Origin of the sequence: Aliiroseovarius sp. S2029 (assembly GCF_023195575.1) — a bacterium.
In the GTDB taxonomy this organism is placed as follows: Bacteria; Pseudomonadota; Alphaproteobacteria; order Rhodobacterales; family Rhodobacteraceae; genus Aliiroseovarius; species Aliiroseovarius zhejiangensis.
In genome coordinates, this window is record NZ_JALPQE010000002.1 from 440,145 (window position 1) to 457,763 (window position 17,619).

17 protein-coding genes, 2 tRNA genes and 1 pseudogene are annotated in these 17,619 nt (G+C 55.5%); 14 read left to right on the forward strand and 6 right to left on the reverse strand.

All coding sequences use genetic code 11. The features are described 5' to 3' along the window. Positions 1–55: 55 nt before the first annotated feature. From MUY21_RS06795 to MUY21_RS06805, 3 genes are all read right to left on the reverse strand, one after another. The gene (locus MUY21_RS06795; RefSeq protein ID WP_248409562.1) at positions 56–667 is read right to left on the reverse strand and encodes an autoinducer binding domain-containing protein; all 612 of its coding nucleotides are present in this window, start codon (positions 665–667) and stop codon (positions 56–58) included. 238 nt (positions 668–905) lie between these two features. Further along, a complete protein-coding gene (locus MUY21_RS06800) occupies positions 906–3,071 on the reverse strand; it encodes an FkbM family methyltransferase (protein ID WP_248409563.1) in 2,166 nt (721 codons plus the stop codon). A 105-nt stretch (positions 3,072–3,176) separates the two neighbouring features. Then, a tRNA-Thr gene (locus MUY21_RS06805) sits at positions 3,177–3,251 on the reverse strand. A 265-nt stretch (positions 3,252–3,516) separates the two neighbouring features. Here MUY21_RS06805 and murA point away from each other — a divergent pair. From murA to MUY21_RS06875, 14 genes are all read left to right on the forward strand, one after another. Next, positions 3,517–4,782 carry a UDP-N-acetylglucosamine 1-carboxyvinyltransferase gene (gene murA / locus MUY21_RS06810; protein WP_248409564.1) on the forward strand — a complete coding sequence of 422 codons (1,266 nt, stop codon included), beginning with the start codon at positions 3,517–3,519 and terminating at the stop codon, positions 4,780–4,782. Then, the gene (locus MUY21_RS06815; RefSeq protein WP_248409565.1) at positions 4,779–5,267 is read left to right on the forward strand and encodes a DUF2948 family protein; all 489 of its coding nucleotides are present in this window, start codon (positions 4,779–4,781) and stop codon (positions 5,265–5,267) included. The genes murA and MUY21_RS06815 overlap by 4 nt, the downstream gene beginning before the upstream one ends. 3 nt (positions 5,268–5,270) lie before the next feature. Next, positions 5,271–6,572 (forward strand): histidinol dehydrogenase, encoded by a 1,302-nt coding sequence (gene hisD / locus MUY21_RS06820; RefSeq protein ID WP_248409566.1) that lies wholly within the window; start codon positions 5,271–5,273, stop codon positions 6,570–6,572. 16 nt (positions 6,573–6,588) lie between these two features. Then, positions 6,589–7,071 (forward strand): UPF0262 family protein, encoded by a 483-nt coding sequence (locus MUY21_RS06825; protein WP_248409567.1) that lies wholly within the window; start codon positions 6,589–6,591, stop codon positions 7,069–7,071. Between the two features lie 2 nt (positions 7,072–7,073). Next, on the forward strand, positions 7,074–7,550 hold the full coding sequence (locus tag MUY21_RS06830; RefSeq protein ID WP_248409568.1) for a low molecular weight phosphatase family protein: 477 nt from the start codon (positions 7,074–7,076) through the stop codon (positions 7,548–7,550). Between the two features lie 93 nt (positions 7,551–7,643). After that, a complete protein-coding gene (infA, locus tag MUY21_RS06835; protein ID WP_021101650.1) occupies positions 7,644–7,862 on the forward strand; it encodes a translation initiation factor IF-1 in 219 nt (72 codons plus the stop codon). A gap of 14 nt (positions 7,863–7,876) precedes the next feature. Further along, positions 7,877–8,464, forward strand: coding sequence for a nucleoside triphosphate pyrophosphatase (locus MUY21_RS06840; RefSeq protein ID WP_248409569.1), 588 nt, complete (start codon positions 7,877–7,879; stop codon positions 8,462–8,464). Beyond that, positions 8,461–9,510 carry a ribonuclease E/G gene (locus MUY21_RS06845; RefSeq protein WP_248409570.1) on the forward strand — a complete coding sequence of 350 codons (1,050 nt, stop codon included), beginning with the start codon at positions 8,461–8,463 and terminating at the stop codon, positions 9,508–9,510. The genes MUY21_RS06840 and MUY21_RS06845 overlap by 4 nt, the downstream gene beginning before the upstream one ends. Next, positions 9,507–9,701: a DNA gyrase inhibitor YacG gene (gene yacG / locus MUY21_RS06850; RefSeq protein ID WP_248409571.1), complete on the forward strand. Its 195-nt coding sequence runs from the start codon at positions 9,507–9,509 to the stop codon at positions 9,699–9,701. Before MUY21_RS06845 ends, yacG begins: the two co-directional genes overlap by 4 nt. An 80-nt stretch (positions 9,702–9,781) precedes the next feature. Next, positions 9,782–9,856 (forward strand) — tRNA-Phe (locus MUY21_RS06855). A 297-nt stretch (positions 9,857–10,153) separates the two neighbouring features. Next, positions 10,154–10,675 (forward strand): hypothetical protein, encoded by a 522-nt coding sequence (locus MUY21_RS06860; RefSeq protein ID WP_191286326.1) that lies wholly within the window; start codon positions 10,154–10,156, stop codon positions 10,673–10,675. A gap of 767 nt (positions 10,676–11,442) precedes the next feature. Beyond that, on the forward strand, positions 11,443–12,138 hold the full coding sequence (locus MUY21_RS06865; protein WP_248409572.1) for a recombinase family protein: 696 nt from the start codon (positions 11,443–11,445) through the stop codon (positions 12,136–12,138). A 782-nt stretch (positions 12,139–12,920) separates the two neighbouring features. Continuing rightward, entirely contained in the window at positions 12,921–13,817 is an 897-nt protein-coding gene (locus tag MUY21_RS06870) for a hypothetical protein (protein WP_248409573.1), read from the forward strand. Between the two features lie 232 nt (positions 13,818–14,049). Beyond that, positions 14,050–15,156 carry a GSCFA domain-containing protein gene (locus MUY21_RS06875; protein ID WP_248409598.1) on the forward strand — a complete coding sequence of 369 codons (1,107 nt, stop codon included), beginning with the start codon at positions 14,050–14,052 and terminating at the stop codon, positions 15,154–15,156. 155 nt (positions 15,157–15,311) lie between these two features. On the opposite strand, the pseudogene MUY21_RS06880 reads toward MUY21_RS06875, so the two are convergent. The 3 genes and pseudogenes from MUY21_RS06880 to MUY21_RS06890 all read right to left on the reverse strand — a co-directional run. Beyond that, positions 15,312–15,443: pseudogene (locus MUY21_RS06880) on the reverse strand (IS481 family transposase); the annotation flags it as partial. A 288-nt stretch (positions 15,444–15,731) separates the two neighbouring features. Beyond that, on the reverse strand, positions 15,732–15,941 hold the full coding sequence (locus MUY21_RS06885) for a Tn3 family transposase (RefSeq protein ID WP_282568983.1): 210 nt from the start codon (positions 15,939–15,941) through the stop codon (positions 15,732–15,734). A 35-nt stretch (positions 15,942–15,976) separates the two neighbouring features. Next, on the reverse strand, positions 15,977–17,619 hold a 1,643-nt coding region (locus MUY21_RS06890; protein ID WP_248409574.1), incomplete at its 5' end, for a stealth family protein.

Here is a 17,619-nt window from a genome sequence, read left to right on the forward strand (position 1 = left end):
GACATCCTCCAGTTTGGTTAAGAAAACGGGAAGCACGCCCAGGCGACAGCCGGGTCTAGATCAGTCGATAATCCTTGGCTCTCTGAATGGCCTCGGCCGAGGTGCGTGCAAATAACTTCTTGCGGGCAGAGGACAGGCGCGCCTTCAACGCGCTTTCCGAGATGCCCAGCACAACCGCGCCGGCCGCATAGCGTTCGCCGGATGCCAGCACCTGAAGCGCCTCGATCTCGGCTTTGGTCAGGGTGTCAGGGGGTTGTGAAACATGGTGAAGCCGAAGCACGACACCGCTGATGGCGGCGATCTCTTCATCCGTGAACTCCCGGTCTGACCGGGCCAAACCTGCGACCGTCCGCGACGAAATCTCGCCACAGGACACGCAGACGCCATAGACCAGCCCGTGGCGCGCGGCATCTTGCAAAATGCCGAACGGGTCGGGCAGGTCAATATCGCTCCAGCGGGTGGCACCGGTGCGCGATATGCCCCAGGCGATCATTGGGTCGCGCAACGCAAATGCATTGCGCGTGTAATGATCGGACCAGGATTGCGGGTAGGTCTGGAAGGTCAAGAGAGGTGCGGCAAAACGAATATGCAGCCCGACGAAATACCCCGCCGAGGCCATTGGTCCCAATTCGTTCAACAGCGAGTCGATCGCTTGATTCCGGCTCATGGTTAAATCTTGGTTACACCGATGAGAAAAACAACCCTAAATTGTGCAAAGGATTGCGAAACAATCTGTAAATGTGTCGCAAAACCTTGGCGCGCTAAGCTCTCACCGATCAAAAGCGGATGCAAGTCTTAACAACGACCTGGTCAGGACAATCAACCTATGGTTGCTGATTGTCATTCCTTTGCGAACAATGCCGCCACACGGCACGCATAGCACAGCATCAGATGCCCTTTGCAGGTCACATGAACACGGTGGGTTGATCGGGTATGGCAAGTTGAGGAAAGCCCGCCAAAGACTCGTTCGCATTTGAAACAGGTCTGAAGTCTGCCCGCGTCGCATCGGCGATGAATTGCAGCGACGCTTGCAACTCGGCGTCACTCAGGTTTTGCCAATCAGCTTTGGGGCTGATGAAGCCACGTGATTTCAGGTCTTCACATAATGGCGCCAACTGAACCTCACTGACCAACGTGAGGCCTGCACGACGATCGCCGGACCGTGCCCAGAACCGTCCAAGATGCGAGAGTGCCACGGTGTCGGTCACCCCATAAAGCCGCCCTTGTTGCGCCATTTGCTTGGAATCATGCCCCGGACGACGTTGGATAATTCCAACGGAAAGATCAGAACGCCCCGTGAAGTTGACCAAATGAAACGGGCTTCCATCCGGGCCAAGGATATGCGTTGCCGACAGGTAGTGTCTCAACTGATCCTCCCAGGAATGATCTTGAGGATGGAAGATCGAATACCCTTCGTTGCGCAAAAGCGTTTCCAGGGAGTGTTCCCCCAGGAAAATGCGGCCCAGCTTGTCAAATTGACCAGACCGAGAGATGTAGAGTTTTCTATGCGGCGTCGGCTCGAAATCGCGTCTGATATGCCGTTTGATGAAAGCGCGCATCTCGGGGCAAGACAGCATAAGCCGCCCCAGCCCGTTTCCCTGCGGCGGGATGACAAGTTTGTCCACGCGATAGAATTCGTCGCAAATCTTGAACTTGATGTCGACATCCAACACTTTTGACAGGTTCGAAAACATATCGGCCGCGCTGTCTTCGTGATCATTGTAGGTCGGGAAGAAAAGCACGCCATCAAGCGGTTGCGAAATGTGGTCCAGCGCCCACAGCCGAGCGATGGTTTCCGTCAGAAAATGCCCGAAATGCGGGTTGAAGCGCCCACCAAACAACCAGGTTCCCTCCAGTGTCCTGATCCTGTTGCGACGTGGATGTGAACGCAAGGTCGTGGCCGGCTTTTGGTGAGTCAACCAGCAGATCGCTTCAGGCACCTGATTGCGATGTTGATCAAAAACCGACGCAGCAATCTGATGCCCCTGACTTCGCGGCGTCTTGGCAAGCACGGCGTTCTTTTTCGTAACAATACCTTCTGCCAGAGCCCGGTGGGGGTCGAGGTCATAGCTTTGCTGCTGAGTTGGACCACTGCTGATCTGTGAATAATCAGGTTGGAACTTCAACCTTTCGGGCCGTTTGAATGATGCCACTTGCCCTTTGGATGTCGTGCGATCCAGCTCAAATCCCTTGGCTTGCATCAGCGTGAAAATCTGTTCGCGACCTTCCGCGCCATAGACGTTCGGGTGCAGTTCAAGCATGACCAGCTCGACATCAGAAAGGTCGGCTCCAGTCAGGAAATCCAACTCACCTCCCTCGATGTCCATGATCAGGACGTTATGGGGGAAGTCTTTTGTTATGTCGTCATAGTGCGAGGTCGCGACCCTGATCCGACGCGCTTCGGGTTCGTTGTTTTCCCCGGACAAGCGTGATCCCAGGAAATTGGTCCGAACGTGAAAATCCATATGGTCCGGCTGGTCCTGTCCGGTCACTACGATCCTGTTCGTGACCGATGCGACCGCATCCAACTGATTATGCGCATAGATCATGCGAATATGTTCGATCAGGTCCGGATTGGCTTCAAAGGAACGCAGTTCAATGTCCCGGATGTTCTTGGCGAACACGGACCCAACAATGCCCGCGCCCGCACCCATTTCGAGGATTCGATCACCTGGCCTCAGATTGGCAAGCCCGAACTCGACCTCTGGGCGTTCATAATCGCCATTGCGGATCCGACGCAGGATCGCAGGCTTGAGATGAGGTGCCTCAAGGACATCAACCCCCTTGATCGTCGCGACCACTTTCGGGTGTGGATCATCGGATTTTGTTTGGATCAAGGGGGCATCAACCATGAAAAACTCGCTCAGTATCGTAATGACTTCTGCAGATCGAAGCCGGTGCCGAAAACTAGCGGGTCGCCTAACATGAGTAAACAGAGGTGGTGCTGCACTTTGTCTAAAGCCAGGGCGGTGCCTGGCGCAATAAGCGCAGATGGACGGTGGTGATGGGTTTGGGCTTAAAGAGGCGAGGATTCGATAGAAAACGCAGCGAACGCCGGGAGTTTGGCGCATGTATGAGCGCAGCATTCACAGGCAGAATTTTTAAAGCATCAGTGGATAGCCCGAGGCCATTAACCCGTGACTGAAGGCTAGATCATTGTTTTTCAGATGGAAACATGGTGCTGCTGGAGAGAATTGAACTCTCGACCTCTCCCTTACCAAGGGAGTGCTCTACCTCTGAGCTACAGCAGCGTCCTGTCGTGGGCGGCTGATTAGCTCTAATCCGTGCGCGACGCAAGCGCATTCTGGACCCTTTTTTGAACCTGCGTTACAGAAGGGGATATGGAGCGTAAGAAGACACCCCAAAAACCCCAGAAAAAAGGGGCAGATCGTGACGAGCGGCTGAAGGCTGCGCTGAAGGCCAATATGGCGCGGCGCAAATCTCAGGCGCGGGCGCGGGCGGATCATGGGGCTAATCGGTCGCAGACAGAAAAAGACCAATAGCAAAGGCGGGCAGATGGATTCGATAGTTGTGACCGGTGGTGGTGAACTGCACGGCGAAATACCCATTGCGGGGGCGAAGAACGCGTGTCTGACCCTGATGCCGGCGACCTTGTTGTCGGAAGAACCGCTGACCCTGACCAACGCACCGCGCCTGTCGGACATCAAGACAATGACCGAATTGCTGGCGTCCCTTGGGGCCGAGGCCACGTCGATGCAGGACGGGCAGGTGCTGGCGATGTCGTCGCACGACATCAACAACCACGTTGCAGATTACGACATCGTGCGCAAGATGCGCGCTTCGAACCTGGTCCTGGGGCCGATGCTGGCGCGGCTGGGCCATGCCGTGGTGTCGCTGCCGGGGGGCTGTGCAATCGGCGCGCGGCCGATGGATTTGCATATTTTCGGGCTGGAAAAGCTGGGCGCCGAGATCGAGCTGAAAGACGGCTATCTGCACGCCAAGGCGCCGCGGGGCCTCAAGGGGGCCGAGATCGAACTGGCCTTTGCCTCGGTCGGGGCCACGGAAAATATCCTGATGGCGGCGACGCTGGCCAAGGGCACCACTGTTATTCGGAATGCGGCGCGCGAGCCTGAGATTGTCGACCTGGCCGACTGCCTGCGCAAGATGGGCGCGCAGATCGAGGGCGACGGTACGTCCGAGATCGTCATTCAGGGCGTTGACCGCCTGCATGGCGCCACGCACCCGGTTGTCACCGACCGGATCGAGCTTGGCACATACATGCTGGCCCCGGCGATTGCGGGGGGTGAGGTCGAGTGTCTGGGCGGTCGCATTGATCTGGTGAAAAGTTTTGTTGAAAAGCTGGACGCGGCGGGCATCCACGTTGAGGAAACCGAGCGCGGACTGAAAGTTGCGCGCAAGAACGGGCGTGTGTCGGCGGTGGATGTCACGACCGAGCCGTTCCCCGGTTTCCCGACCGATCTGCAAGCGCAGATGATGGCGATGCTGTGCACGGCGGATGGCACGTCGGTATTGCACGAAACCATCTTTGAAAACCGCTTCATGCACGCACCTGAACTCACGCGCATGGGGGCGAATATCGAAGTGCATGGTGGCACAGCCACGGTTCATGGGGTCGAGAAGTTGAAGGGCGCTCCGGTCATGGCGACGGATTTGCGGGCCTCGGTGTCGCTGATACTGGCGGGCATGGCGGCGGAAGGCGAAACCGTTGTCAGCCGCGTCTATCACCTGGACCGCGGGTACGAGAAGGTCGTGCGCAAACTGTCCTCGATCGGGGCCAAAATCGAACGGATCAAAGAATGAGCAATTCAGACCAAGACGCCCGGTTCGAGGATGGGGCAGAAGCCCCGCTGCGCCTGATGGCGATGGATGACGAGGATCTTCAGGTGATCAGCGCGCTGGTGCAGGACGCGGTGTTCCCGGCATCCGAAATCGCGTGGGACGCACGCCACCGGCGCTTTGCGCTCCTGCTCAATCGCTTCCGGTGGGAAGATATGCCCGCCGCCAAACGCCGCCAACGGCCGGTTGAGCGGGTGCAGGCGGTTCTGTCTGTTTCGGATGTTCTAAAAGTTCAAAGCCAAGGCTTTGAGCGGGGTGACAAGGATCTGGTTTTGTCGCTTTTGTCCTTGTCTTTTGTTCCCGCAGAAGATGGCATGGGGCGTCTGGAACTGGTGCTTGCTGGCGATGGTGCGATTGCGCTTGAGGTCGAAACACTGGATGTCACCCTGCAAGATGTCACCCGTCCGTATATCGCCCCGTCCCGCCACACGCCTGAACACCCGGAATAGACCATGCCCCAGTTTCTGAACGCGACCGATGCTGATTTCGAAGCGCGGTTTGCGGCCCTTTTGTCCATGAAACGCGAAGACAGCCCCGAGGTCGATGACATTGTCGCCGGGATCATCGCGGATGTGCGTGCCCGTGGCGATGCGGCGGTGATCGAGCTCACATCGAAGTTTGACCGGCTGGACCTGACGCCTGACCGCTTGCGGTTTTCGACGGCTGAGATTGATGCCGAATGCGCCAAGGTGTCGGACACGGACCGCGCGGCGCTGGAACTGGCGGCGGATCGCATCCGCGCCTATCACGCGCAGCAAATGCCGGAAGATCAACGGTGGACGGACCATGCCGGGGCCGATCTGGGTTGGCGCTGGTCGGCGGTCTCGGCAGCGGGGCTTTACGTGCCGGGGGGGCTGGCCAGCTATCCCTCATCGGTCCTGATGAACGCGATCCCGGCCAAGGTGGCGGGGGTGGGGCGTCTGGCGATTACTGTGCCGACGCCGGACGGAGTGGTCAATCCGCTTGTGCTGCTGGCAGCCCGGATTGCCGGCGTGGACGAGGTCTATCGCATCGGCGGCGCGCAGGCGATTGCGGCACTGGCCTACGGCACCGAAACCATTGCGCCTGTCGACAAGATCACCGGGCCGGGCAACGCCTTTGTCGCCGCCGCCAAACGCCGGGTGTTCGGCAAGGTGGGCATCGACATGATTGCCGGGCCGTCTGAGATTCTGGTGATTGCCGACCCCGACAATGACCCGGATTGGCTGGCGCTGGACCTGCTCAGTCAGGCTGAACATGACGAAAGCGCGCAGTCGATCCTTATCACCACGAGCGAGGCGTTCGGACGCAAAGTTGCGCAGGCCGTTGAAAAGCGGCTCGAAACGCTTGAGCGGCGTGAGATTGCGGGCGCAAGCTGGCGCGACTTCGGTGCCGTGATCACGGTGCGCCATCTGGACGAGGCCGCGATCCTGTCCAACCGCATCGCGCCCGAGCATCTGGAGCTTTGCGTGGCCGATCCCGAAGCCCTGTCAGAAAAATGCACCCATGCCGGGGCGATCTTCCTGGGTCAATGGACGCCCGAAGCCATAGGCGATTACGTCGGCGGGCCAAACCATGTTCTGCCCACGGCGCGCTCGGCCCGGTTCAGCTCCGGCCTGTCGGTGATGGATTTCCTGAAGCGCACCACGCTGGCCCGAATGACCCCTGCGGCGCTGTCGGCCATTGGCCCCGCCGCCGAAACCCTTGCCATTTCCGAAAGTCTGGAAGCGCATGGCTTGTCCGTGCGCGCCCGGCTTGACGCCTTGAACGATTGATCCACAGAGCATCCCGATGACAACCAACCGCATCAACGACATCCAGATCGACGACAGCGGGCTTGCCGCGCCCACGCCCGCGATTGAACAGGAACGAAAAGTCGCAATTTTCGACCTGCTGGAAGACAACAGTTTCGAACTGGCCGGGCGCGATGGGCAGGCTGTGCCGGACGGTCCATATCATCTGGGGCTGTCGATCCGTGAAAAGCGGCTGGTCGTGGATGCAAAGACCGAAGACGGCGCTCAGGCGGCGGAGTTTCATTTGTCTCTCGGCCCGTTTCGGCAGGTGGTGAAAGATTACTTTGCCATTTGTGAAAGTTATTTTGATGCCGTGAAGAAACTGCCGCCCAGCCAGATCGAGGCCATCGACATGGCCCGACGCGGTATTCACAACGAAGGTGCGCGGGTTTTGCAGGAACGTCTGGAAGGCAAGGCCAATGTCGACATTGACACCGCGCGCCGCCTGTTCACCCTGATCTGTGTCCTGCACTGGGGCTGAGCATGTCCGCAGATCGTCCCCAATCGGTGCTGTTCTGCTGCGACCACAATGCCGTGCGATCGCCGATGGCCGAGGGGATGATGAAAGCCTTCTATGGCCATGACATCTATGTGCAATCCGCCGGTGTCCATAGCGATATGGAGGTTGACGGCTTTTCCGTGGCGGTCTGCGCCGAACTTGACATCGCCCTGACCAATCACCGCGTGCGCAGCTTCGACCAGATGGAAGAATGGGGCGACGACCTGTCCAGCTTCGATCTGGTCGTGGCCCTGTCCCCCGCCAGCCAGCGTCGTGCCCTGGAATTGACCCGACTGTTCCATCTGGATGTGGAATACTGGCCGATCCTCGACCCCACCGGGCTGGGCACACGGCGCGAGGAAAAACTGGCCGCATATCGCCAGACTCGCGACCAGATTCGCGGCCATATCCTGAAGCGTTTTGGCGAACCGCAGCCGCAAGGCGATGAAACCACGGTCTAAACGGTCGCCACGCCGGATTTCCCTTGAAAAACTGAAAGTTTGGCCCCATTTAAGGAGCGCCTACAGTTGGTGGGTGTAAATAATGGAGTGAACATGGCCAAGGAAGAACTGCTCGAATTCCCCGGTGTCGTGAAGGATCTCCTGCCGAATGCGACATTCCTGGTCGAGCTGGAAAACGGCCATACGATCATCGCGCACACGGCAGGAAAGATGCGGAAAAACCGCATCCGCGTTCTGGCGGGCGACAAGGTACAGGTCGAAATGACCCCCTATGATCTGACCAAGGGTCGGATCAACTATCGCTTCAAGTAAGCGGTCCGCCGGGCATGACCCGACCGAAACTGATTCTGGGCTCTGGCAGCCCAAGACGGGCCGAGTTGCTGGGGCAGCTCGGCCTTGTTGCAGATGACGTGCGCCCGCCTGATGTGGATGAAACGCCCGAGAAGGGTGAATTGCCGCTGACCTATTGTCGCCGGATCGCCGGGGCAAAGGCCGCAGCGATGGATGTGGCTTCGGATGAAATCGTGCTCTGTGCCGATACCACAGTGGCGCTGGGCCGTCGCATTCTGGGCAAGCCCCAGGATGCAGCGCAGGCGGCGGAGTTTCTGCTGGCCCTGTCCGGGCGGCGGCACCGGGTCATCACTTCGGTTGTTGTGCGCAATGCGGGCCGGACCTGGGCGCGCGATGTCGTGACCACCGTGAAATTCAAGCGCCTGTCCGACCCGGAGCTGAACACCTATCTTGCCTCTGACGACTGGCGCGGCAAGGCTGGTGCTTATGCCATCCAGGGTCCGGCCGGGGCCTTCGTGACCTGGCTTCAGGGCAGCTATACCGCCGTTGTCGGCCTGCCGGTTGCCGAAACTGCCAACCTTTTGGTGGCAGCAGGATACCCGATCTATGGAGAATGCACATGAAGGGCAGTGTGATCGCGCTTGACCGCTACAAGGGCCGATTGGCAGCCGCCCATATCGTGGATGGACGGCTGGAAGATCTGTTGATCGAGCCACCCGATGACGTAACACTGCCCGGTGCAATCTTTCGTGCGATCTGCGACCGCCCGCTAAAGGGGCAGGGCGGCATGATGCTGCGCCTGCCTGATGGCGAGACGGGTTTTTTGCGCCAAGGCAAGGGGCTGAAACCCGGCCAGCCCGTTCTGGTGCAAGTCACGGGGTTTGCCGAGGATGGGAAAGCCGTGCCGGTGGCGCAAAAGCTGTTGTTCAAAAGCCGCTTCGCCATCGTGACCCCCGATGCCCCCGGTATCAATGTCAGCCGCGCCATTCGCGACGATGACGAACGCGTGCGCCTGCTTGAAATCGCCCACGAGGTGATGGAGGATGCGGAGGAAGGGCTGATCCTGCGGTCCGTGGCAGTCACCGGTACGGATGACGAGATTGCCGACGACATCGCGCAGATGTTGCAGCTCTCGCGCACGGTGCGCGCGGATGGGGATGGGCAGGGGCAGGCGACCGAACTGCTGCTGGACGGCGCCGACCCGCATCATCAGGCCTGGCGCGAATGGCCGACGCCCGATCAGCTGGATCAGGACGCGGGGGCCTTTGACCGCCACGGTGTTACAGACATGATTGCCGATCTGGCCAATGCGCGCGTGCCATTGTCGGGCGGCGCGTTTGCCTTTGTCGAACCGACCCGCGCATTTGTGGCGGTGGATGTGAACACCGGTGGCGACACCAGCCCGGCGGCCGGGTTGAAAGCCAATATCGCCACCGCGCAAGCCCTGCCGCGCGCCTTGCGTTGCCGCGGTCTGGGCGGCCAGATCGTCGTCGATTTCGCCCCCAGCCCCAAGAAGGACCGCCGCCAGATCGAACAGGCCCTGCGCAAGGCGTTTCGTGCCGACGGGATCGAGACCTCGTTGGTGGGCTGGACCACGCTGGGCAATTTCGAACTCCAGCGCAAACGCGAACGGATGAGCCTGAGCGCCTGTCTGAAGGACCTGACATGAGCTGCCCTATTTGCCAGAAAAAGACCGATCCGACCTATGGTCTTTTCTGTTCGCGCCGCTGCGCAGATGTGGATCTGGGACGCTGGCTGAATGGCACTTATGCCGTGGCGTCAAGCGACCCGGAAGACCTGGAAAACGCGGCAGAGGCACTGGCCCGAACGCCGTCATCGGAAAGTCACGGCCCGCACTGAAAAACCTGCATTTTCCCTCTGGACACCACTATCCCCCCCGTCTACAACCCGCCCACCCGAACGATGAACCGTTCACCCGTGCCCGGGTAGCTCAGGGGTAGAGCAGTGGATTGAAAATCCTCGTGTCGGTGGTTCGATTCCGCCCCCGGGCACCATTTCAAACCTATGAGATATAGTTCGTTGTGAAACGCTGTCTTGAGTGGTCGGCGCTTTTAGGAGCTGTGGGTTTTGTGCTTATGACTTGGGCTTGCGCCGTGTTGATTATGTTAGTCATTAGGTTTGATATATTTGTGTTGTTAAAACGGAAATAAGTTTTTTCAGGTCTGGGTTCACTGAATGAGATGCTTATTGGCTATAGAGTATACCTTCGGTCAAAGACTTGGCATGGATAAGTTATTGATAAAAAGGGAAGTTGCTTTTCGGAACTTGGTCGATGTGCTATAATCCTGAACATGATGAAGACCGACTTTCAACGTAGTAGTCCCCCGAGATCCAGTGAACGCGAAGCTGTTCGCGAATGGTTGAACAGAATGTGGTTCACGCACTTCATCACACTGACGTCCAATAACCAAATGTTCACTCGTCATGATATGGCAGCGCGATTGAGAGCTTGGGATGCCCGGGTGAATCGCAATCTTGTTGGTCCAAAATGGCAAAAGCGAGTCGACGAACGGATTTATTGGATAGCGTTTCCGGAAAAAGCAGATGTAAATCCTCATTGGCATTTGCTTTTGCAGCTGTTGCCAGAACAGATCGAAGAAGATGAAGATCGGCAGGGGGTCTGTGATTGGTCCTTTGAAGATGATGTGAAACACATCTGGACCCGGCTCGTTCCAAGCGGGACCGTTGATGTTCAACGGATCGGGAGTGGTATGTGTCGCAGGGATGGGGCTGCCAGATACGTAACAAAGTCTTTGGGATTTGAACCCAATCTCGAGTCTTTTGTTATGTCGCGGGAGTACTTTAAGCTATAGGTCAAATCACCGGAGCCCTGTGCAACGCTAAGGGTAAACCATGTTTGACTATTCAGAAGCGCTGAAAGCTACCAATAGGTGGCAATTGTGTTCTATTGCCAAACAGAAACTTAATCATATCAACCCAGTTCCCGAATTCAATTGCGCCCGAAGGGCGCCTGTCGGCGGGATGCGGTGAGACGGTCCGCAGGACCGTTGAAATCCAGCTTCCCGTCGACTAATAAACGCTCAAGCGTCGAGGCGAAGCCGAGTGCAGCGCAGAGCGTTTATTGCTAAATCTATACCATGTCTTTTGAGAAAAATGCATAACAACTGGTTATCAACATCTCCATGGTCATCATTCTTTCTCTTATAAAATATAATTGGTGAAACGTGTTTTGATTTCTTGAACCGGACTTGTCATGCGTCCAACATTGTTGGGCGAAGAGGTACACTATCAGTATAGTCTGTGTATCTATGGCTAAAGATGAACAAACAGCTGTTCTGGAAGGTGCAATGGCGGAGGTGTTCCGGCCAGTGCTTTCCGATCTTAAGCTGTAAGCTGGGATGGTCTGAGTTTTCTTGCCGATCTGTCATTTGTTTCCCGAAAAATGAGCCATGGTCTTTTACCGATTGGTCATGTCTTTGGCGGCAAAGAAACCTTCATTATATTAAGTGTTAGGATGCAGCATATTTTGGTAGCAACTAATGTGATATATGCTTGTAATTATTGGAAAAATACTTTTTTCCGGATTGCAAGTTGAGAAACTACTAGTAGTACTATCGCTATGAAATACTTCGGATACGTCCTCATAACACACGGCTCCAGACCGCGCGGATCACTTCAAGGGTGTTCTGCTGCGAAGAGGCAGATTGAAAATCTGAAACTGTTTTGGGAAAGACATAATCTCCAAGTTGGGCCTTATGTATTTGATTATGCTCGGAAAATTGAGGGTTTGTCTGCGCTCCCAAATCTCAAGCACGCTCTAGATGTTGTGAATGGAAAGAATGGACGCTTAATTATTGATGATTGTCGACGGATTTTCGCACATTGCTCGAAAAATCTTCGAGTGGGTTTGTTTAAGGAGATGGCAGAATATGGGGAGCACTTTGCTGATCTGAGAACAGGACGCCAGTTAGCAAATTTAAGTAATGTAGACCGGGCAATTCTACTCAATGCTATGTCTCCTATCAGCTTTCAACTAGAGCCATCCTCTCAAAAACAACGACCACTTGAGGAAAGACAGCGACAGACCCGCAAGGCTGCTGCGGTGTCAAGGATCATCCGAACCAAGAATGCGAATGCGAAAGCTCGTGAACTTGCAGACCTGAAAGAAAGCCTAAGGAAAGATGATCGATCTGTCAGCGCAAAGATCGTCGCTGAAAAAGCAAACGAACAAGGGATTACAACCACCCGGGGTGGGGAATGGTCAGCAAACTCTGTGCGTAGAGCTTTGAAGCGGATTGAAGGCGCTACAAAGTAGCAACTAACCTACTACACTTTGCTTTCTTGCGGGACGTTTCTGATTAATCCGGTCAGAAATACTCAGCAGCTACAAAGTTTGGTTTGGGGTGAAGCGGTGTTCGTTGAACGGGTTCCCGATTTCCAGTGTTGCCTAGCACTTCGGATACTGAACCCGGTTGCGATGTGCGCCGAATTCAGGCTGGGAAACACGGGCTCTCTAATATCCCTCAGAGCGTCATATAGCGCCGTAGACGGGCACCTACCCCGCTCCCCCGCCTCATCCCTGAGGGAAAGGCGTAGTTGCGCTCTACGCTCGCTCTCGCGCCCCTCAAGGCATCAGCAGTTAAAGGTCTCTGATGTCTTGATGTGGTCGAAATCTGTAATCCTATTTGCTTCTTTGATCGAGGGTTTCCGGAGAGGCGCGCTGGCTTGGTGTCACCTATTTCAAACCCTAAACACACTCCCGATCTATCCCAGTAGCAACCCCATGCGATTTTGGTGGTATTCATACGGGAAATATTCAGGGTAAGCTGGGGTTTCAGTGTTTGTCGCTCATTGCAAGCTACAGGTGCGAAGTCCTAGAAAGGTTGCAGGTATAGTAAACAGCATTGCCGCCGCAGGTATCGGGGTTGAGGCCCAATCCTTGTAGAGGTGATCGATCTAATGTGAATAGGCTACCGCCCACCGGCGCCGGAAGCCATCATCCCGATGGAAACGAGGCCAATCATGCACTAACATTCAAACTGGACCATTTAAGTGGGGCTGATCACCGTTCGACATAGATAGCAACAGGAAATCTCCTTGACAAAAAAAACGCCTCAGAAGCAATTGGAGGCCTTCGTCGCGGAAGGCAACACAATCATCGGACCGTGGCCGACCAAGTTTATCGGCAACTTCGACATCCTGTGGAAAGAGCCCGGCGCGGTTCTCGAATTTGGTGCAGACGTGACGCTGTCGTCGGCGCGACTGGTGTTCGGTGCGGGGGGCGGCTCGATGAGCTTTGAGAAAGGTTCGACCATCAAAGGGCGGCTCGAAGCAAACCGCGGCGGGCGTATCCGCGTGGGCGAAGGCACGTTTCTGAACCGGATCTGCGACATTCGCGGGGCCGAAGGTGCGACCGTCGATATCGGAATGAACTGCTTGTTTGCGGATGTCACCATCCAGACCTCTGACATGCATGCCATCATCGACTGCGCGACGCGCAAACGGACGAATCCGGCTGCAAGTGTCGTGATCGAGGATGACGTCTGGATCGCCGCTGACACTAAAATCGGCAAAGGCACGCGCGTCGGCACTGGCGCCGTCATCGCCGCCGGGTCTTTGGTAACACGGCCTATTGCGCCCTATTGTCTTGCGGTTGGGCGACCTGCAAAAGTTGTGAGAACCGGCATTACCTGGCGCCGCGCCGCGGGAAGAATGCAACATCTCGACGCAGTCCAGTTTCAGCCCGACGACATCCCTCTCGAAAAAGAAGCGCTCAGGCTTTTGATGAGCCGAAAACAACATGCGCTTGTCGAAGCGGTGATTATCAAGAACGAAACCCCAAACCTACCGCTGTTTGCACGCTGGTATCTGGTGTCTGCAAAACACAAGCTGGGGCGTCCGCATCCCGACGCCAAGGCCATTCTCGACCAAATTATCCAAGAGGCCCCCAATCACGCCGCCGCGCGCAAGTTGCGCGAGACCTACGGGGACTAATCCGAGCCTCTGCTGCGACCCAAATCGCCTTGCAATTTGCTACACGGTTTGATTGCGTAAGCCAATAGAAACAGGGGTTGCCCGATTGTGCATCTCTTCCACCAAGGAGTGAAACGTGCCCATTGAAATCCGTTCCGCGAATGATGCTTTCTCCAAACTGACGGGCGTATCGCGTTATCCCCGCCCGGGCCGCGACGAAGCCCGCTATGTACCGCACCCCGATGTGCAGCACGTGCCGAAATTCAAGATCGACCGCAGCGACAAAATCCTGACCATCGGGTCCTGTTTCGCCCGCAACATCGAACGCGCGTTGAAACAGCTCGACCTCAATGTAATGAGCTCATATGTGCCCGAGATGACCGGCGACGACAATATTTCCAACAAATACACCTCCCGTTCGATCCTCAGCGATCTCGAGTTGGCGTTTGGCGTGCGTGAACAGACCGATGATGAGTTGCGCCGCACGATTTATGTAAATGACAAAGGGCAGGCCCGGAACCTCGCCTTTGGCGGCGCTGGCACGGGTAAGACCAACACCCCGGAACACGTGCTTGCCGTGTCTCACAAGTATTACAAGAACCTTGAAAAAGTGCGCGAGGCAGACATTGTCGTCGTGACCTTTGGTCTGGTTGAGACGTGGTACGATACGCAAAACGATATCTATCTGAACATTCCGCCGGCGCGCGGCGAGATCCGCAAACAGTCCAACCGCTTTGAATTGCACGTGTTTTCTTATGAAGACGTGCGCGCAGACATGGCCGCGATTTTTGATCTGATCTCGAGCAAAGGCAAAAAGGGTGTGCAGATCCTTACGACGATTTCGCCGGTGCCATTGCACAATACGTTTCGCGATCAAGATTGCCTACAAGCCAATACCTATTCCAAGGCCGTGCAACGCGCCGCGATCGAAGAGGTTATCCGCGACTTCGACAATGTCCATTATTTCCCAAGCTATGAAATGGTCACGCTTGCCGCGCCCAAGATTGCATGGGTCGATGATGATTTTCGTCATGTTCGCCCGAAAACCGTGGATCGGATTATGCGCAAGATTATCAAAGGCTACATCGGCGACGCGGCCTTACCCCCGGAGAAAAGCGAACTACGAGGGTTGTTCGGCAAAAAGTCCTATGACGTGATCATCACGATGGTCGACGCCTATCTGGAGGCAGTTAACACACCCATCGATCAATCTGCGCTTTTCATGAAGTACTACTACGGCGCGTCCTGTCTTGCGCTTGGCCGCATCGACGAAGGCTTGCGCCTGATCCATTTGGTTCTGGAACAATCGCCCGATCATCCGAACGCCAACAAGTTCCTCAAGCAATACGCGGAGGCCTGACCTTATCGGGTGTCGCAACCTGTGCTGCGCCATCGCGGCCCCCGAAAAGAAGGTGAGAACAGATGACAAAACGCTGTATCTCGACATCGGTTACGATGAACACTTCGGAAGACGCATTCGGAGCGCGCGTTGGCTTCGCGGGCTTAGCCAACACGAGCTTTGTGCCAAAGGTAGAAACTGGCGCGGCCAATCCCAAAATACCGACAGGCTTTAGCAACATGGCCTATCTCTTCAGCGTAACGCAGAATCCGCAGCTTACGTTGAATCTCGCGTCGGTCCTTGTTCATGGTAAGCGCTTATTCAGCCCTTGAAGCTCCAAGGCTGCAGCTGGTCGATGTCTTTCTGTTTATGTCCATTTACATGGCCATGAGGGCGTCTGTCAGGTAGCTGTCCGGGAGTGATGAGGTTCAGGATTTAGGGGCTGCCGTGCGGCTTCGACATCATCCGGTCAAGAGATTTTGCGCGCGAGATGAGAGGCCGGAGTTGATTGAAAGGGATTAGCGATGGTTTGGTATGAACGCTTCCTGCGCACGCAGAATGCACATACCGGCCGATTCTGTTGAAAAACAATATGCTTACCCGAGCGGTGAGATGTGCCGGAGGAGATATTCGGGAGTTTCCAACCCTGCTTTCTCGCGTTCAGCTGCAGCTTTTCCCAATTGTTCTGTGTTCCTGAATATGATGATGGCGGTGAGCAAGTTCAGGCTCGCCAGCCGGAAGTGCTGACTTTCAGTCGTGCGGTGGCGGATCTCACCGTAAGCGGTGTTTGCCGAAGTTTGGCGCAATGTCGATGGAGCTAAGTGCATCGTCATTTCAAAATCTAACCCCCACGGAACCGAGGTAGGTACTTACGCAGGCTGTAGAATAACGATCTCTCGTGTTTGCCGCGCTGCGGAAAGAGCAGGCGGAGATAGAGCCACAGCAATTGCGCTTGGCGATTCAAAGGAACTTCGTGGTGATACGTTTGATTCAAGCAGAAAAACTTGGTCGGATGCCGTCTGAGTTTCTGCAGTTTGTCAATCAATCTCAGTTGACCGGTATCGATGTAGCGGTACTCATCCATGTCGCATCCAGAATGATCTGCAAGACCTAATCCAACGGCGTAATAATATGCGAGGTTTCCGGTTGTATTCAGGTCCGTATCGGATCGAATACGTGCAGAACGAGTGTGTGAGACCCTTTCCGGGTGCTCTGCTTCAATCATTCTTAGCACCGACTTGCGCATAGGATGTGGTGTATGAAGCACCTTGGCGACGGGTGTCATTCGAAAACGTTTCTCGATGATTTCAACCGTATTCAAGAATGCGGCATCAGTTGGCAAATCCCCAAGTTTAACAAAGTCAGGATTATGGGAAAGATTAGGCGAAAAGAAGAGTCGTTGAGATCCGTCTGAGCCGAAAAAATCCTCGGGCGTTACGGGTTTTCCAAGGAATACATCATCATTAAAATACAAGAAGTGTTCCGAGAGGCCCGGAATGCGATGAAGGCAGCTTTCGATTGCGTGAGAATTGAAAACGGGGAGTACCGATACATCAGGAAAAATCTCGTGATGCGACACGATTTTTATCCGGTCCGAACCTTTGAACCAGCCAGGCGTCTGCTCGTCGGTTACGATGAAGATGTTTCGTACCCATGGCGCATGTTTCAGAACGGACCTTACCGAAAATCGCAGTTCTTCGCGCGACATGAATCGCAGTGCTGACGCATGAGTTGTTGTCGTAGTCTTGCCGACATATTTCGCGAACTTGGCCTGCCAAACCGGGTCGCTTGAATCAACCCATGTATAGACGACATCAATCGGCCCCAAACCGCCTCGTGTTGAAGTCAACTCGCCAGAAAAATCTGTCGGCTGCACGTTTTGACTTTGATGTTCAAATTTGGTGGACGAGATCACGCATACTGGATCGCCTCGGCAAAAGCCGACATATGGCTCAGTCAGGTTGTCGAAGTTCATGTGCCGCAACGGAGCGTTCTTACTTCGAGCAGAGTAACGACCAGCAACACTTGTTTGGCTATAGAAATAGAGCGAGATACCACATTCGACCACTTCCAACGAGGAAATCTGGAGTATTTCTGAATCTTTCAATCCCGAAACATCTTCGACGCCGGAAACATGTCTTGGTGGTTGAGATTGACGAAAACAGAGATGAAAGCTTAAGGATGGATTACTGCGGATCCATTGGATCAACGGCAAGAGCGCTTTTGCTCCTACCAAAATACTGAAATGTCCGCTTTCATCTTCGAGCCGAAAATACTGGTGCGTGTGTTCTGCTATCAGTGCTTCCAGACTACGACGCACACTCTCTTTGTCCACACCGCTGACCTGTTGTGTCAGATGTGCGCCGCGTTTCAAGGACATGCCTGTCATATTGGTGCTGCCCACTGTCATTGGCCGGAAACCCATCGATCGAGTCTTTGCCGCAGTGCTGTGCGAAAGCTTATCACCACGGGTTTGGTGGGCCG

Coding starts and splice junctions, on each gene's coding strand:
- MUY21_RS06795 (WP_248409562.1), bottom strand. CDS start 667: ATGAGCCGGAATCAAGCGATCGACTCGCTGTTGAACGAATTGGGACCA.
- MUY21_RS06800 (WP_248409563.1), bottom strand. CDS start 3,071: ATGCGCCAAACTCCCGGCGTTCGCTGCGTTTTCTATCGAATCCTCGCC.
- murA (WP_248409564.1), top strand. CDS start 3,517: ATGGATTCGATAGTTGTGACCGGTGGTGGTGAACTGCACGGCGAAATA.
- MUY21_RS06815 (WP_248409565.1), top strand. CDS start 4,779: ATGAGCAATTCAGACCAAGACGCCCGGTTCGAGGATGGGGCAGAAGCC.
- hisD (WP_248409566.1), top strand. CDS start 5,271: ATGCCCCAGTTTCTGAACGCGACCGATGCTGATTTCGAAGCGCGGTTT.
- MUY21_RS06825 (WP_248409567.1), top strand. CDS start 6,589: ATGACAACCAACCGCATCAACGACATCCAGATCGACGACAGCGGGCTT.
- MUY21_RS06830 (WP_248409568.1), top strand. CDS start 7,074: ATGTCCGCAGATCGTCCCCAATCGGTGCTGTTCTGCTGCGACCACAAT.
- infA (WP_021101650.1), top strand. CDS start 7,644: ATGGCCAAGGAAGAACTGCTCGAATTCCCCGGTGTCGTGAAGGATCTC.
- MUY21_RS06840 (WP_248409569.1), top strand. CDS start 7,877: ATGACCCGACCGAAACTGATTCTGGGCTCTGGCAGCCCAAGACGGGCC.
- MUY21_RS06845 (WP_248409570.1), top strand. CDS start 8,461: ATGAAGGGCAGTGTGATCGCGCTTGACCGCTACAAGGGCCGATTGGCA.
- yacG (WP_248409571.1), top strand. CDS start 9,507: ATGAGCTGCCCTATTTGCCAGAAAAAGACCGATCCGACCTATGGTCTT.
- MUY21_RS06860 (WP_191286326.1), top strand. CDS start 10,154: ATGATGAAGACCGACTTTCAACGTAGTAGTCCCCCGAGATCCAGTGAA.
- MUY21_RS06865 (WP_248409572.1), top strand. CDS start 11,443: ATGAAATACTTCGGATACGTCCTCATAACACACGGCTCCAGACCGCGC.